Below are 16,484 nucleotides of genomic sequence, written 5' to 3'. Positions count from 1 at the left end.
ACGACCGACGACCGACGACCGACGACCGACGCGACGATGCCGACGGGCCGCCTCGATCGTCGCGGTCGGGAGGGTCGGGACATCGGAGCGTAACTTGCCACCGACGAGTCGCGGACCAGGCGAGAATGGGAGCATGGACTGGCAGACGACCTCCGAGGACACGGTGCCCTCGGCGCCCGTGACGGAGGCCGACGTCAGGCTGCTCCGTGCCCGCCCGCCGGCGACCGGAGCATGGCGTGACGGAGACCCGGTGGGCGGTCGCCGGTTCGCCGCCTTCGGCGCCTTCTCGACGGAGAGCGGCGCCGAGCTCCCCGGCATCCGCATCGCCTACGAGTCCTGGGGCGAGCTGAACACGGCACGGGACAACGCCGTGCTGGTGCTGCACGCGCTCACCGGGGACAGCCATGTGCGCGGCGCAGCGGGATCCGGGCACCCCACCGCGGGCTGGTGGGAGGACATCACGGGTCCGGGAGCTCCGCTCGACACGGACCGCTGGTTCGTGATCGCCCCGAACATGCTGGGCGGCTGCCAGGGCTCGACGGGCCCCGCGAGCGTCGCCCCCGACGGCTACGAGTGGGCCTCCCGTTTCCCGTACCTCACGATCCGTGACCAGGTCGCCGCCCAGGTCCGCCTGGCGGATGCGCTCGGCATCGAGAGCTGGGCCGCTGTCATCGGCGGTTCCATGGGCGGGATGCATGCGCTGGAGTGGGCGGCCACACATCCCGAGCGCGTGCAGCGCCTCGCCGTGCTCTCATCTCCCCCGGTGACCACCGCCGACCAGATCGCGCTCAACACCGTGCAGTTGGAGACCATCCGGATGGATCCGCGGTTCCAGGGCGGCGAGTACTACGACCTCGGTGACGGCGACGGCCCACACCGTGGCCTCGCACTGGCCCGGCGCATGGCGCTGCTGAACTACCGCAGCCCGATCGAGCTCAACCAGCGTTTCCAGCGTTCGTGGCAGTCCGACGTGTCGCCGCTCGGGCACGGCGGTCGCTTCGCCGTGGAGTCGTATCTCGACTTCCACGGCAACAAGTTCACACGCCGCTTCGACGCGAACAGCTACATCACGCTCGTCGAAGCCATGAACTCGCACGATGTCGGTCGCGGGCGAGGTGGCGTCGAAGAAGCTCTGCACGCCGTCACCGCCACCACGCTGGTGCTCGGCATCGACAGCGACCGCCTCTTCCCCGTCGACGGGCAGCAGCGCATCGCCCGCAGCATCCCGAACGTCATCGACGACGAGGCCGTCGTCATCACCAGCGACTTCGGGCACGACGGCTTCCTCATCGAGACCGAGGCCGTGGGCGCGAACCTACGACGTCTGCTCGACAGCTGAGCCCGATCCCTCAGGCCTCGACGAACCGCCACGGCAGGGCACCCGCCTCGAGGCGTCCCTGCTCCCAGGCGAAGGCACGCCCGGCTTCGGACTCGAGCACCCGGGTCTGGAACAGCTGCGCCGCACCGCCCGACGACAGGGCCGATTCCACGTCGCTGAACGCCGCAAGCTGGTGGAGCGTGATCCACGTCGGCGGATACAGCGTCCACTCCCCCGCCGCGTGCCTCGCGAGCGCCTCTCCCGGCGGCACCCAGGCGATCTCCACGACCTCGTCGGCAGCGGGCGAAGGCTCTCCGGCCGGCGCCTCGGCGAGGAAGAACCAGGTGCGGATACGCGTGGGGGCCTCCACCGGCGGCTGCCACTCGGAGAGCACGACGAGGTCGTCGACAGCGAGGCCCACCTCCTCGCGCGTCTCCCTGATCGCGGCACGGCGCGCGTTCTCGGACTCGTCGTCGCCGTCGTGGACGTCGCCCGGTTCGACCTTGCCTCCGGGGAAGACCCACGCTCCCGCGAACGACCCGCGATCGGGCCGACGCATCAGCAGCACATCGAAGGCGGGGTCCGACGCGCGCAGCAGGACAGCAGTGCCGGCGACGGGCAGGGACAGCTCGGGGGCACTCACCCCGTCACTCTACGACCGGACCGACCGCGGCGAAACTACGAGGCGACGAGCTCCGCTGCCGCCGGGCGACGTCCTTCGACGCGGTACGAGAGCAGCGCGATCAGCAGACCGGCCACGGCGAGCGCGGCACCGGTCCATGCCGGTGCGGTGAAGCCCCAGCCGGCGGCGATGACGACGCCCCCGAGGAACGCGCCCAGGCTGTTGCCGATGTTGAGCGCCGAGTGGTTCATGGCTGCGGCGATCGACTGGTTGTCGCCCGCCACGTCCATGAGCCGGGTCTGGATCGTCGGGCTCAGCACGGAGGAGACGAACCCGACCACCAGCACCACCGCGGCCAGGCTGACGATCCAGAACGACAGGAACGCCAGCAGCGCGAAGACCACGGCCATGGCGGCGAGTCCGAAGAGCAGCGTGCGGCGCAGGTCGATGTCGGCGAGGTGACCGCCGACGAGGTTTCCCGCCGTCATCCCGAGCCCCATGAGCACGAGGACGATCGGCACCACCCACTCCGGGGAGCCGGAGACCTCGGTCACCAGCGGGGCGATGTAGCTGTAGACGGCGAAGAATCCGCCGAAACCGATCGCGCCGACGCCCAGGGTGAACCACACCTGCGGGATACGGAACACCCGCAGTTCCTGGCGCATCGTGCGCCCCGGGTCTCCCGGATGTTCCGGGACGAAGAGCGCGATGCAGAGGGTGGCGAGAGCGAAGACGAGCGCCACGACGGCGAAGGCGGAGCGCCAGCCCCACTGCTGCCCGAGGAACGTCCCCAACGGCACGCCCACGACGTTGGCGACCGTGAGGCCGGTGAGGATGAACGCCACACCCTTGGCGCGGTTGCCCGGCCCCATCACATCGGCGGCCACGAGCGCACCGATGCCGAAGTATGCACCGTGCGGCAGCCCGGCGAGGAAGCGCGACGCGGCGACGAGCTCGAACGTGGGCAGCACGACCGTGAGGGCGTTGAACACCGTCAACGCGAGGGCCAGCACGATCATCACCCGATGCCGCGGGTAACGCGCGACGAAGCCGGCGATGGTCGGTGCGCCCACCACCACGCCGAGCGCGTAGAGCGAGATCAGCCAGCCGGCCTGGCTCAGCGCATCTTCCTGGCTGGTCGCCCAGAGCGAAGACAGCAGGTCGGCGGCGATGTTGGGCAGCAGGCCCATGACCACGAATTCGGTCATGCCGATGCCGAAGCTGCCGATGGCGAGGGAGAGGAGCGCCCACTTCGCCGCACCCCTCGATTCAGTCGAGGGATTCACCGGATCAGCTTAGCGGCCGTCGGACCCGGAGGTCGCCCGCCCTGCGCGATCGAGCGTCATGAAGACATCAACGTCGTCCTGGGTGTCGACGACGAAACCGTGGCGTTCGTAAAGACGGCGCGCCGGGCTGCCCTGGAGCACGTTGAGTCGATACGGGGTCGCGTCATCGAGCACGATCCCCAGCACGCGGTCACCGAGACCACGGCCCTGATGCGAGGTCGCGATGTAGAAGTGCTCCAGCCAGCGGGACTCCCCCTCCGCACGGATGGCGACCGAGCCGACATCGGTGCCGTCCACGACGATGATCCGGGTCTGCGTCGGTTCGAACGCATCACGGAACCGCTGCCGGACGCGGGTCTCGTCGAAACGCCCCAGCCGCTCCAGGTCGGCCCGAAGCACTTCGGCGCGGAGTTCCGCGATCCACTCGGAGTCGTCGGCCGTCGCCGGTCGAAGAGCGATCGACATGGACGACGGGGAATCAGTCACCGGACTCCTCGACCGTTGCTTCGTCGATGGCTGCTTCCAGCCGCTCGATCTTCGCGTCCAGCTCTCCGGAGTAGCCCGGGCGGATGTCGGCCTTGAGCACGAGCGAGACCCGCGAGCCGAAGGGCATCACGGCCTCGGTCGCACGCTTCACGACGTCCATGACCGTGTCCCAGTCCGGTCCCTCGATCTCGGTGAACATGCTCGTGGTGCGGTGCGGCAGTCCGGACTCGCGCACCACCCGCACGGCGGCGGCCACGGCGTCATGCACGGAGGCATCGGTGCGCTCTGCTCCCGCGGAGGGGGTGCCGCTCGGGGCGACGGAGAAGGCGATCAGCATGGTTTCACTCCTGGGTTTTCGGATGGCGTACAGGCACGCGCAGGAGAGCGCGGGCTGCGAGGACGAGCAGGACGACGAGAAGGATGTTGCGCACCGTGAGGACGGCGACCGAGAGGGCGTCGGCCCGCAGCAGCCCGTCGTAGCCGATCGGATAGACGAGGCACGTGAGCAGGCAGAGCGCGAGGACGAGGACGGCGGGAACGCGTGCTCGGGCCCGATCGAGCACGAGCCACAGGATCACCGGAGCGATCAACCAGGTCTGGAACTGCGGTGAACCGACCTTGTTGGTGACGATCAGAAGCGTCACCAGTGTGAGAGCGAGCGGAGGGAACAGTCTCGGGAAGCTCGCGCCGCGCACCGCCTTGAGTGCCCCGACCGCAGTCACCGCGAGCACCGCGATCGCCATGAGGGGTGTGAGCGCCGCGGCGACGACGTCGACCCCCGGCGCGGTGATCTGGAAGGTCAGGATCTCGAAGCTGTACTCGATGCGGGCGGCGCCGGCGACCGCGAGCCACAGGAAGGGGGTGGCGGCCACGGCTTCGATCTGCAGCCCTCGTCCGGTCTGCTCGGTCAGGAAGCCGAGGACCTCGGTGTCTGCCCCGAGCAGGAGCAGAGTCGCGACGACCCCGACACTGACGACGGCGGCGGCGACCAGCACCCGCACGCGCGCGCGGAGCGCGACGACGGCGGCGAGCACGAGCGCACCGGGCCAGATCTTGATCCATGCCCCGATCGTGAGGAGAGCGGCTCCGACAGCGGGCCGCGACACGAGCCAGAGTCCGCCGATCACGGCGATCGGGACGGTGATCGCATCGATCCGGTAGAGCGCGATCGGTCCGAGGAGCACCAGTGCGCCGCACCAGAACCAGGCCGCGACACGGCGCGCGTGCGAGGGCGCGCGCCCCACCAGCACAGCGAAGGCGACAGCGTCGAGGATCACGACCAGGACGGCCCATCCGACGAGATACGCACTGGATACTCCGAGCAGAGGCACGAGCGGCGCGGAGAGCACGGCGGCGACGAGCATCGGCACGAGGGCGAGCTGAGGGTAGACCCATGTCTCGGTGACACCGACGATCGGTCCCCCGCCGAGTGCAGAGGACGCCCAGGGCTCGTACACGAGCACCACATCGCCCATGGGCTGGCTGGGGTAGACCCAGCCGGCCCATGCGGTCAGCGCGTGCACGACGAGGAAGACGCTCCACAGCGCGACCACCCGGGCCGTCGACGCGCGATTCACGCCAGGACGTCCGCGATCGCGAGCGGAAGGGCCTCGGCCACGTCCATCGCGACGATCGGATGCCCCGTCCCGCCGTCACGCACGCCGGCGGCGATACGCCCGGCGTGGCCGTGCAGCCATGCTCCGGCCGCGGCGACCTCGGCGATCGGGCGTCCGGGGTTCGCCGCGAGCACAGCACCCAGCGCGCCGGCGAGGACGTCGCCCGTCCCCGCGGTGGCCAGCCAGCCGGTCCCCGCTTCGACGGCGATGACCGTCCCATCCGGGGCCGCGATCAGCGTACGCGCGCCCTTGAGCAGCACGGCGCCCCCGAGCGTATCCGCCATGTGCCGCGCGGCCTGCGCGCGATCCTCCGCGGTCGAGGACATTCCGAGCCTCTCCTGCAGCCGGACGAACTCCCGCGCGTGGGGCGTCACGAGGAACGGCGCCGTCGCGCGTTCGGCGAGATCGAGCGCTCCGGCGTCGATCACGACGGCGGCGGTGCCGGAGAGGATCTCCCGCAGAGCCCCGGATTCCGTGTCGCTGCGGTGCGCCGGGTCCGTCCCCGATCCGATCACCCAGGCGTCGACCCTCGAACGCCCCGGGTCCGCCCCGGCGACGGTCTCCGGTCGTCGGGCGAGAACGGCATCCGCCACCCGCTCCGTGCCCACGTAGCGGACGAAGCCCGCCCCGGCTCGCCACGCCGCCTCGACGCCGAGCACCGCGGCACCGGGATACGCGGGCGATCCGGTGCGCAGCGCCACCACGCCGCGGGCGTACTTGTCGTCATCCGCGGTCGGCGCACGCAACAACCGCGCCGTGTCGCCGCGTGTCCACTCGCGCACCTCGAACATGACTCCACGTTAGTGCGACGGCCCGTCCTGCACCCGCGCGGCGGTACCGTCGAACCGTGAGTCTTCTCTTCTCCCCGCTGCGCATCCGTTCCGTCGACTTCCGCAACCGCCTCTGGGTCTCGCCCATGTGCATGTACAGCGCAGTCGACGGCGTGGCCCAGGAGTGGCATCACACGCACCTCGTACAGTTCGCGTCCGGCGGCGCGGGACTCATCATCGCCGAGGCGACGGCCGTGGTCCCCGAGGGACGGATCTCACCGCGTGACCTGGGGCTCTGGGATGACGAGCAGCGCGACGCCCTCGTCCCGATCGTCCAGGCGATCCATGACCGCGGAGCCCACGCCGGCATCCAGCTCGCCCATGCCGGCCGCAAAGCATCGACGTGGTGGCCCTGGGCACCCGAACGCGGATCGGTGCCGGCCGCCGATGGCGGGTGGACGACATCCGCTCCCTCGGCCATCGCCTTCGACGGCTTCGACGAGCCGGTCGCCCTCGACCTCGCCGGGATCGACCGTGTGGTCGACGCATTCGCGTCCGCAGCACGGCGCGCGACGGACGCCGGGTTCGACGTGCTCGAGGTGCACGGGGCGCATGGGTACCTCCTGCACCAGTTCCTGTCTCCCCTGTCGAACCTGCGCGGGGACGAGTACGGCGGCTCCCTCGAGAATCGTGCCCGCCTGCTGCTGCGCGTCGTCGACGCGGTCCGCGAAGCCATAGGAGCCGATGTGCCGTTGTTCGTGCGCATCTCCGCCACAGATCATGCCGACGGCGGCTTCACACCTGAGGAAGCGGCGATCGTCGGCGACTGGGCCGCGCAGCGGGGTGCCGATCTGATCGACGTCTCGAGCGGCGGCCTGGTCGCGCACCAGCGGATCAGCGTCTTCCCCGGGTATCAGGTCCCGCTCGCCGAGACCGTGCGACAGGGTGGCCGGATCCCGGTATCGGCGGTCGGTCTCATCACCGCGGCGGCCCAGGCCGAGCAGGTGCTCAGCGAGGGAGCCGCGGACGCGATCTTCGCCGGACGGGAGTGGCTGCGCGACCCCCATTTCGCGCTCCGTGCCGCGCACGAGCTCGACGCCGAGATCGTCTGGCCACCGCAGTACGAGCGCGCCCGCCTGCGCTGAACAGTGCTCGGACGACGAAGGCCGCCGATCCCCTGAGAGGGGTCGGCGGCCTTCGTCCGTCCGAGCGACGATCAGCGTCCGCGGAAGCGGCGGGTCGCGTCCTGCACCTCCCCGACCAGCTCCTCGAGGATGTCCTCGAGGAACAGCACGGCGGTGGTGTTGCCCTGCGCGTCACGCACCTTCGCCAGATGCCGACCCGCGCGACGCATGACCGCGAGGGCGTCCTCGAGATCCGTGTCCTCCTGCACCGGCACCATGTGGTGGATGCGCTTGGCCGGAACCGGCTCGACCATCTTGGCCTCGGCGTCGGGGCCTTCGGACGCGCGGAGGATGTCCTTCAGGTGCACATAGCCGATCGGTACGGATGCATCGTCGACGATCACGTAGCGCGAGAACCCGTATCGTGCGACCGCCTTCTCGATGTCGTCGGGCGTCGTCGACTGGGGCAGCGTGACCAGATCGCTCAGCGGCACCGCGACGTCCCGCGCCTTCTTGTCGGTGAACTCGACCGCTGCGGCGACTGTTCCCGCCGTGTCCATGAGCACGCCTTCGCGACGCGACTGGCTGACGATGGTCGCGACCTCATCGAGCGTGAACGTCGATGCGGCCTCGTTCTTGGGCTCGACCCGGAACAGGCGCAGGACGCCGTTGGCTGCCGCGTTGAGCACCCAGATCACGGGCATGAACACCTTCGACACCCACACCAGCGGTGGGGCGAGGATCAGCACGGCACGGTCCGGCACCGAGAACGCCAGGTTCTTCGGCACCATCTCGCCGAACACCACGTGCAGGAAGGACACGATCACCAATGCGATCGTGAACGACACGGCGTCGACCGCACCGTCCGGCCACCCGAGCGCGTGCAACGGCACGGAGAGCAGATGGTGGATCGCCGGTTCGGACACATTGAGGATGAGAAGCGAGCAGATCGTGATGCCCAGCTGCGACGTCGCGAGCATCAGCGTCGCGTGTTCCATCGCGTAAAGCGCGGTCTTCGCGGCGCGTGAGCCCTGGTCGGCTCGAGGCTCGATCTGCGATCGTCTGGCCGAGATCACCGCGAACTCGGCACCGACGAAGAACGCATTCGCGACCAGGAGCACGACGAGCCAGGCGAGTCCTGCCCAATCGCTCATCGGGTCACCTCCTCATCGCCATCGAGCGGATTCGGCACGTAGCGCACCCGATCCACCCGTCTGCCATCCATGCGGACCACCTGCAGCACGCCGCTGTCGAGAGAGACCTCGTCGCCCACCGCGGGCACGCGCTCGAGCACGCTCATGACGTAGCCGCCGACGGTGTCGTACACATCGCCCTCGGGTACTTCCACACCGGCACGGCGACGCAGCTCGTCCGGGCGCAGCTCTCCGGGGAACGTGACGCCCTCCCGGTTGCGGATGACTCCCGCGCGGGTGCGATCGTGCTCATCGGCGACTTCTCCGACGAGTTCTTCGACGAGGTCTTCCAAGGTCACCAGCCCCGCGGTCCCGCCGTACTCGTCCACGACGATCGCGAGTTGATAACCGCGCGCACGGAGTTCCGCGATCAGGGCGTCGACGTGCACGGTCTCCGGAACGCGGAGCGGTTCCGTCGCGAGAGCGCCCACCGGCACCTCCGTGCGCCGCTCGCGCGGAACCGAGATGGCGGCTTTCAGGTGCACGACGCCCGTGATGTCGTCGAGGTCGTCGTCGTACACGGGGAAGCGGCTGTGGCCCGTGCGTCGCGCGAGCTGGATGACGTCGTCCACCGAGTCGCCTGCAGCGATCGCGTGCATGCTCGGTCTGGCCGTCATCACGTCGGCGGCCGTGAGGCGCGAGAACATGAGGGTGCGGTCGAGCAGCGAGGCGGTGTCGGCCTCCAGCAGGCCCGCGTTGGCGGACCGCCGCACGAGCGATGACAGCTCCTCCGCGCTGCGGGCGCCTGAGAGCTCTTCCTTCGGCTCGATCCCCATGCCGCGCAGTACGCCGTTCGCACTGCCGTTGAGCACCACGACGGCCGGTTTGAACACGGTCGTGAACGCGATCTGGAAAGGGATCACGAGCTTCGCCGTGGCCAGCGGCAGAGCGAGGGCGAAGTTCTTGGGCACGAGTTCGCCGAGGATCATCGAGAGCACCGTCGCCACCAGCATCGCCACGATGGTCGCGATCGGCGCGACGGCCGCTTCAGGGAGGTTCCAGGCGATGAGGGTCGGGCGCAGGAGGTTCGACAGCGCCGGCTCCATCGTGTAACCGGTCAGAAGCGTCGTGAGCGTGATGCCGAGCTGGGCCGCCGAGAGATGCGTCGATGTGTGCCTGAGGGCGCTGATCGTGAGCGAGAGCCGCGATTCACCGCGTGCCTGCCTGGCCTCGAGTTCGGCGCGATCGAGGTTCACCAATGCGAACTCGCTCGCCACGAAGAGGCCGGTGCCGACCGTGAGCAGGAGCCCCACGCCCAACATGATGTAGTCCATCAGAGGTTCCTCTCCTGTGAGAGAGGCGGACAGTGGGGCGATGTTCTACAACTGGGAGGGTCGTCCATTATGCCGACGATTGTACCGAAGACGACGGGGAGTGCGCTCGCGGTCACCAGCTGACCGGCAGCGCCTTGCCCTCTTCGTAGCCGGCCGCCGACTGCAGGCCCACCACTGCGCGCTCATGGAACTCCGGTACAGACGAGGAGCCGGCGTAGGTGAAGGATGAGCGGACACCGGAGGTGATCATGTCGAGAAGGTCCTCGATCCCGGGACGGAGCGGGTCGAGATAGATCTTCGATGAGGAGATGCCCTCGGCGAAGAGCTCCTTGCGAGCACGCTCGTAGGCGTCGAGGCGACCGAAGCGCGCCTGGACGGCCTTGGTCGACGCCATGCCCCAGGACTCCTTGAACAGACGCCCCTCTGCGTCGCGCTGCAACTCCCCCGGCGCCTCGATGGTGCCGGCGAACCAGGATCCCACCATGACGGAGGCCGCGCCGGCGGCGAGGGCCAGAGCGACATCGCGCGGATAGCGCACGCCACCGTCGGCCCAGACGTGCGCACCGAGCTCGCGTGCCGCCTGCGCGGTCTCGAGCACGGCGGAGAACTGCGGGCGGCCGACCGCGGTCATCATGCGGGTGGTGCACATGGCGCCGGGGCCGACGCCGACTTTGAGGATCGAGGCCCCCGCGTCGACCAGATCGGCTACGCCGTCGGCGGTGACGATGTTGCCTGCGACGACGGGGAGGCCGAGGTCGAGCTCCGCCACCGCGCGCAGAGCCCGCAGCATCCCCTCCTGGTGGCCGTGTGCGGTGTCGACGACCAGAACGTCGACGCCTGCCGCTGCGAGTGCCTTGGCCTTGGCCGCGACGTCGCCGTTGATCCCGATGGCCGCGGCGACCGCGAGGCGCCCATCGGAATCGACCGCAGGGCGGTAGAGCGTCGAGCGCAGCGCACTCCGGGCGCTCAGCGTTCCGACGAGGTGTCCGTGGTGCACGACGGTCACCATCTCGACGCCTGCGTCGGTGATCACATCGAACGCGTGCCGCTCCGAGCCGATGTCGTCCGCGTCGATCGCCGGCGTGCCGTGGTGCACGAGGTCGCCGAGCTGCGCATCAGGGAGCGCCGTGGCCAGGCGGGTCGCCGGGAGGATCCCGAGGATGTGCTCGACGTCGATCGGCGCCGTGCCGCGGGCGACGACGATCCCGTGACCGCTGGTCGCCGGGAGCAGACGGAGCGCATCGGCCGCCGATGCTTCGGGAGGCAGCACGATGGGCGTGTCCCAGAGCACGGGCTGCGACTTCACCTCGCGGATCGCCGCATCGAGATCCTGCAGCGGCAGGTCCTGGGGCAGCACGCCGAGCGCGCCACGCCGCGCGAGCACGGCTGCGATGCGCGGGCCGGTCACGGAGTTCATGTTCGCGGCGACGAGTGGCAGGGTCGCCGGGGTGCCGTCCTGCGGGGCGAGGTCGACCTGGAGACGGCTGGTGACCGCGGATCTGCGCGGTACCAGGAAGACGTCGGAGTAGGTCAGATCGACGGCCGGCTGCTCTCCAGAGAACTTCATGCTTCCACGGTACCCAGATCGCGACGCGGTGGGCGCTCAGCTTCGACGATTCCCATAGCGAAACACATTAGGCTTGTTGGTCGAGAGTGTGCGGGCCCGAACGCATCCTGCGTCGACGTCCGCACCAGAGAGCTTCAGCGATGAAAGAGGGCGATCGAGAGTGTCGAACCAGGTGACCGGCGTCAACGGCGACGGGGGGTTCGGAGCCAATTCCTGGCTCGTTGAAGAGCTCTACGAGCAGTTCAAGGTGAACCGCGACTCCGTCGACAAGGAGTGGTGGCCCATCCTGGAGAAGTACCACTCCGAGACGGCTTCCGCAGCTCCCGCGGCAACACCCGATGCGCCGGCGGCGGCTCATCCCGTCACCGCACCGATCCCGGTGATCGGTTCGCAGCCGGTGGCGCGCACGACGGCCAAGCCCGCCGCTGCCGCGCCGATCCCCGCCCAGGCCCCGAAGCCGGCGAAATCCGAGTCGAAGGACGCTCCGGCGCCCGCCGAAGAGGACAAGGTCACGCCGCTGCGCGGTCTGCCCAAGACCCTCGCGGCGAACATGGACGAGTCGCTCACCGTCCCGACCGCCACCAGCGTGCGTACCGTGCCGGCCAAGCTGATGATCGACAACCGCATCGTCATCAACAACCACATGGCACGCACCCGCGGCGGCAAGGTGAGCTTCACCCACCTCATCGGTTGGGCGCTCATCCGGACACTCGACGAGTTCCGCAGCCAGAACGTGTTCTACGCGGAGGTCGACGGAAAGCCCTCCGTGGTCGCGCCGGCGCACGTCAACCTCGGCATCGCGATCGACCTGCCCAAGCCCGACGGCACACGCGCCCTCATGGTGCCCAGCATCAAGCGCGCCGACACCCTCACCTTCACCGAGTACCTCTCCGCCTACGAAGACCTGGTCACCCGCGCCCGCGGCAACAAGCTGACGGCCGGCGACTTCCAGGGCACCACGGTGTCGCTGACGAACCCGGGTGGCATCGGAACCGTGCACTCGGTGCCGCGTCTGATGAAGGGCCAGGGCTGCATCATCGGAGCCGGTGCCCTCGAGTACCCCGCCGAGTTCCAGGGCGCGAGCGAGAAGACGCTCAACGAGCTGGCGATCGGCAAGACGATCACGCTCACGAGCACCTACGACCACCGCGTCATCCAGGGCGCCGGCTCCGGCGAGTTCCTGAAGAAGGTGCACGAGCTGCTCATCGGCCAGCGCGGCTTCTACGACGACATCTTCGCGGCCCTGCGCATCCCCTACGCGCCGATCCGCTGGAACCCCGACATCGCCGTCGACCTCGCCGAGCGCGTCGACAAGCAGTCCCGTGTGCAGGAGCTCATCAACTCGTTCCGTGTGCGCGGACACCTGATGGCCGACATCGACCCGCTCGAGTACGTGCAGCGCTCGCACCCCGACCTCGAGATCGAGAGCCACGGCCTCACCTTCTGGGACCTGGACCGCGAGTTCGTCACCGGCGGGTTCGGCGGTCGGCGCATCGCGAAGCTCCGCGACATCCTCGGGGTGCTCCGCGACTCGTACTGCCGCACGCTCGGTATCGAGTACATGCACATCCAGGACCCGGAGCAGCGTCGCTGGTTCCAGGAGAAGGTGGAGGTCAAGTACCAGAAGCCCGGCCACGACGAGCAGCTGCGGGTTCTCCGCAAGCTCAACGAGGCCGAGGCCTTCGAGACCTTCCTGCAGACCAAGTTCGTCGGTCAGAAGCGCTTCTCGCTCGAGGGCGGCGAATCGCTCATCCCGCTGCTCGACGAGATCCTTCAGGGCGCCGCGACCGCCGGCCTCGAGGGCGCCGCGATCGGCATGGCGCACCGCGGCCGTCTGAACGTGCTCACCAACATCGCCGGCAAGACCTACGGCCAGGTGTTCCGTGAGTTCGAGGGCACGCAGACCCCGGGCAACCAGCGCGGTTCCGGCGACGTCAAGTACCACCTCGGCACCGAGGGCACCTTCGTCGCCGACGACGACTCCGAGCTTCCGGTCTACCTGGCCGCCAATCCCTCGCACCTCGAGACCGTCGATGGCGTGCTGGAAGGCATCGTCCGCGCCAAACAGGACCGCAAGCCGATCGGCACCTTCGCCTGGCTGCCGATCCTCGTGCACGGCGACGCGGCCTTCGCCGGTCAGGGTGTCGTGGTCGAGACGCTGCAGATGTCGCAGCTGCGCGGCTACCGCACCGGTGGCACGATCCACGTGGTCGTGAACAACCAGGTCGGATTCACCACGACGCCGAACGACGGCCGCACGTCGATCTACTCGACCGACGTCGCCAAGACGATCCAGGCGCCGGTGTTCCACGTGAACGGCGACGACCCCGAGGCCGTCATCCACGTCGCGCAGCTCGCGTTCGAGTACCGCGAGCGCTTCCACCGTGACGTCGTGATCGACCTCGTCTGCTACCGCCGACGTGGTCACAACGAGGGCGACGACCCCTCGATGACGCAGCCGTTGATGACCGACCTCATCCAGGCGAAGCGTTCCGTCCGCCGCCTGTACACCGAGTCGCTCGTCGGCCGTGGTGACATCACCGAGCAGGAGTACGACGAGGCCAAGGCCGATTTCCAGAACCGCCTGGAGATCGCGTTCGCCGAGACGCACGCCGCCGAGACCGGCGCTCTGCCGATCGCTCCGGAGCAGGCCCCCGTCGACGACCAGGTCGGTGCCCCCGAGGTCACCGGTGTGCCGAGCGAGGTCATCCAGATGATCGGCGACGCCTTCGTGAACAAGCCCGAGGGCTTCACGGTGCACCCGAAGATCCAGCAGCTGCTGGACAAGCGCCTCGACATGAGCCGAAACGGCAACATCGATTGGGGCTTCGGCGAACTGCTCGCATTCGGTTCGCTGCTGGTGGAGGGAACGCCCGTCCGGCTCGCCGGCCAGGACGCTCGCCGCGGCACGTTCGTGCAGCGGCACGCGACCCTGCACGACCGTGCGAACGGCCAGGAATGGCTGCCGCTGTCGAACCTCTCCGACGCTCAAGGGCGCTTCTTCGTCTACGACTCGCTGCTCAGCGAGTACGCCGCCCTCGGCTTCGAGTACGGCTATTCGGTGGAGGCTCCCGAGGCGCTCGTGCTCTGGGAGGCCCAGTTCGGCGACTTCGTCAACGGTGCCCAGTCGGTCATCGACGAGTACATCTCGGCCGCCGAGCAGAAGTGGGGACAGCAGTCCAGCGTGACCCTGCTCCTCCCCCACGGCTACGAAGGCCAGGGGCCGGACCACTCGTCGGCACGCATCGAGCGCTTCCTGCAGATGTGCGCGCAGGACAACATGATCGTGTCGCGTCCGTCGACCCCCGCGTCGTACTTCCACCTGCTGCGCCGCCAGGCCTACGCCCGACCGCGCAAGCCGCTCATCGTCTTCACACCGAAGGCGATGCTGCGTCTGCGCGGCGCGACGAGCCCGGTCGAGGCGTTCACGCAGGGTCGTTTCGAGCCGGTCATCGATGACGACCGCGGGCTCGACCGCACCGCCGTCAAGCGGGTGCTCGTGCACTCGGGCAAGGTGCACTGGGATCTGCGTGCCGAGCTCGAGAAGAACCCGAACCCCGAGGTCGCCCTCGTCCGGCTCGAGCAGCTGTACCCGACGCCGATCGACGAGCTCAAGGCCATCACCGACTCCTACCCGAACGCAGAACTGGTGTGGGTGCAGGAAGAACCGGAGAACCAGGGCGCCTGGCCGTTCCTGGCGCTCGCCTTCGCCGACGTTCCCGGAGACCGCTCGTTCCGCCCGGTGTCGCGCCCGGCCTCGGCATCGCCGGCGACCGGATCCTCGAAGGTCCACGCGGCTGAGCAGGCCGCGCTGATCCGCGCGGCGGTCACCCTCGGCTGATCGTCAGACGAGAAGGGGCGCCGCGACTTCGGTCGTGGCGCCCCTTTCGTTTTCCCCTCCGGAATCAGTACCAGATGTCGAGCGACGGTGCCGGGAAGGCGACGAGCGCCCGATCGAGCGCCTCGACCGCCTCGGATTCGGCGGAGATCCGTCCGGCACCGTGCAGTGTGGACGCACGGACACCCCCCGCGTAGAGCGCGGAGAGCGTCGAGACGTCGAGTGTGACGTCGACCGCGGAGCCTCCCGCGGCCGCGTCCACCGTCGCGACCCCGGCGTCATCGACGCGCAGACGCCAGTCGCCGCTCGCGAAGCCCAGAGAGTCCTCCACGCGAAGGACCGTGTCGATCGGTGCGGAATAGCGGCGCGCGGTCAGGGCGGTCGGCAGATCCAGGATGCGCAGCCACCCGTGATCGTGCACCTCCTGCTTCACCCCGCGGGTGTCGTGGACCAGCCACGGCAGCGGGTCGTCGATCGGGCGGAGGTCGGCGACCACCTCGTCGACGAGATCGTGCTGCAGCGCGAAACGCCACAGCGCGGTGCGCGCATCGTCGGTCTCGGCGACCAGCAGGCGCACGTCCATCCGGAAGCGGAAGGTTCCGCCGGCCTCCCCCACCGTGTACGCCATCACACCGCGCAGCGCACCCTCCTCGTCGAGGTAGCGCACCCCGCGCGCCTGGTCGCGATCCGGGGTGGGCGCGACGCCCGCGTACCCCTCCCATCGACCCTGCCAGCCGGGGATCTGGCCCGACGCCCGGCCCCGGGCGCGCTCGTGCACCGTGCCGAGATCGGCGGCGAGGGTCTCGCCATCGATGTACTCGAGCCGGCCGGTCGGCGTCGGACCGCTCCAGCCTGCGCGTCGGGTGTCGACCGTGTGACGCGCGACCGGGATCGCCGATCCGAACCCGTACCGACCGTAGATCGTCGCCTCAGACACGGTGAGCCCCGCGATCGGCACCCCTGCGGATGCTGCCGCGCGCAGTTCGCCCTCGAGCAGTGCCCGGGCGATCCCGCGACGCCGGTGCGTCGCCGAGACCGTGACCACGCTGATGGCCCACATGGGGATCTCGCCGCCGGGGACGGTGAGCGGAGTCACCCAGCTGTTGATCGTCGCCACCGGCAGAGCGGTCGCCGGCGGTGTCTTCTCGAAGACACCGATGTTCCGTCGCTCGGCGAACGTCTTCCGCACCTGAGCCCGCATCTCGGCGTTCGGGTCGGACCCGAGGAACCCTCGGTCGACAGCGCGGGCGAAGGCGGAAGCGCTCGCCTCGTCGCTCAGATCGACGACTCGGTACTCGAGCCCGGATCCGGCCAGTCTTTCCGTCGAGGTGTTGTCAGCGGGAACGTCGCGCGCATCGATGGAGGTCATCCATCCACACTAGCGACGGCC

At 69.3% G+C, this 16,484-nt stretch carries 13 protein-coding genes; 3 read left to right on the top strand and 10 right to left on the bottom strand.

Annotated elements, in window-relative coordinates; translation table 11 throughout:
* Positions 1-133 precede the first annotated feature (133 nt).
* On the top strand, positions 134-1,339 hold the full coding sequence (metX, locus tag ACLFA2_RS16370) for a homoserine O-acetyltransferase MetX (RefSeq protein ID WP_347122957.1): 1,206 nt from the start codon (positions 134-136) through the stop codon (positions 1,337-1,339).
* Positions 1,340-1,349: 10 nt separating this feature from the next.
* Here metX and ACLFA2_RS16365 read toward each other — a convergent pair whose 3' ends face one another.
* The 6 genes from ACLFA2_RS16365 to ACLFA2_RS16340 are packed head-to-tail and all read right to left on the bottom strand — an operon-like array spanning position 1,350 to position 6,119.
* Positions 1,350-1,961: an NUDIX hydrolase gene (locus tag ACLFA2_RS16365; RefSeq protein WP_021201021.1), complete on the bottom strand. Its 612-nt coding sequence runs from the start codon at positions 1,959-1,961 to the stop codon at positions 1,350-1,352.
* Between the two features lie 35 nt (positions 1,962-1,996).
* Positions 1,997-3,226, bottom strand: coding sequence for an MFS transporter (locus ACLFA2_RS16360; protein WP_347122960.1), 1,230 nt, complete (start codon positions 3,224-3,226; stop codon positions 1,997-1,999).
* 9 nt (positions 3,227-3,235) lie between these two features.
* Positions 3,236-3,712 (bottom strand): GNAT family N-acetyltransferase, encoded by a 477-nt coding sequence (locus ACLFA2_RS16355; protein WP_373695392.1) that lies wholly within the window; start codon positions 3,710-3,712, stop codon positions 3,236-3,238.
* Positions 3,705-4,049, bottom strand: coding sequence for a thiamine-binding protein (locus ACLFA2_RS16350; protein WP_021201024.1), 345 nt, complete (start codon positions 4,047-4,049; stop codon positions 3,705-3,707). Before ACLFA2_RS16350 ends, ACLFA2_RS16355 begins: the two co-directional genes overlap by 8 nt.
* Positions 4,050-4,053: 4 nt before the next feature.
* On the bottom strand, positions 4,054-5,289 hold the full coding sequence (locus ACLFA2_RS16345; protein ID WP_347122961.1) for a hypothetical protein: 1,236 nt from the start codon (positions 5,287-5,289) through the stop codon (positions 4,054-4,056).
* Entirely contained in the window at positions 5,286-6,119 is an 834-nt protein-coding gene (locus tag ACLFA2_RS16340; protein ID WP_167254444.1) for an ADP-dependent NAD(P)H-hydrate dehydratase, read from the bottom strand. The genes ACLFA2_RS16345 and ACLFA2_RS16340 overlap by 4 nt, the downstream gene beginning before the upstream one ends.
* Before the next feature lie 56 nt (positions 6,120-6,175).
* On the opposite strand from ACLFA2_RS16340, the gene ACLFA2_RS16335 reads away from it, so the two are divergent.
* Positions 6,176-7,243: a tRNA-dihydrouridine synthase gene (locus ACLFA2_RS16335; protein WP_167254446.1), complete on the top strand. Its 1,068-nt coding sequence runs from the start codon at positions 6,176-6,178 to the stop codon at positions 7,241-7,243.
* Positions 7,244-7,314: 71 nt separating this feature from the next.
* Here the strand turns inward: ACLFA2_RS16335 and ACLFA2_RS16330 are convergent, their stop codons facing one another.
* The 3 genes from ACLFA2_RS16330 to ACLFA2_RS16320 form a co-directional block, all read right to left on the bottom strand.
* Entirely contained in the window at positions 7,315-8,376 is a 1,062-nt protein-coding gene (locus tag ACLFA2_RS16330) for a hemolysin family protein (RefSeq protein WP_021199869.1), read from the bottom strand.
* Positions 8,373-9,689 (bottom strand): hemolysin family protein, encoded by a 1,317-nt coding sequence (locus tag ACLFA2_RS16325; RefSeq protein ID WP_021199868.1) that lies wholly within the window; start codon positions 9,687-9,689, stop codon positions 8,373-8,375. Before ACLFA2_RS16325 ends, ACLFA2_RS16330 begins: the two co-directional genes overlap by 4 nt.
* 112 nt (positions 9,690-9,801) lie before the next feature.
* A complete protein-coding gene (locus ACLFA2_RS16320; protein WP_021199867.1) occupies positions 9,802-11,256 on the bottom strand; it encodes a GuaB1 family IMP dehydrogenase-related protein in 1,455 nt (484 codons plus the stop codon).
* 160 nt (positions 11,257-11,416) lie between these two features.
* Here ACLFA2_RS16320 and ACLFA2_RS16315 point away from each other — a divergent pair, with 160 nt between their 5' ends.
* A complete protein-coding gene (locus ACLFA2_RS16315) occupies positions 11,417-15,097 on the top strand; it encodes a multifunctional oxoglutarate decarboxylase/oxoglutarate dehydrogenase thiamine pyrophosphate-binding subunit/dihydrolipoyllysine-residue succinyltransferase subunit (RefSeq protein WP_426621627.1) in 3,681 nt (1,226 codons plus the stop codon).
* A gap of 64 nt (positions 15,098-15,161) precedes the next feature.
* Here the strand turns inward: ACLFA2_RS16315 and ACLFA2_RS16310 are convergent, their stop codons facing one another.
* Positions 15,162-16,463 carry a GNAT family N-acetyltransferase gene (locus ACLFA2_RS16310; protein ID WP_292775361.1) on the bottom strand — a complete coding sequence of 434 codons (1,302 nt, stop codon included), beginning with the start codon at positions 16,461-16,463 and terminating at the stop codon, positions 15,162-15,164.
* Positions 16,464-16,484: the final 21 nt, after the last annotated feature.

Source organism: Microbacterium sp. As-52 (genome assembly GCF_049949185.1).
Classification (GTDB): domain Bacteria; phylum Actinomycetota; class Actinomycetes; order Actinomycetales; family Microbacteriaceae; genus Microbacterium; species Microbacterium maritypicum_A.
This window is presented reverse-complemented; position numbering and strand designations above follow the sequence as displayed.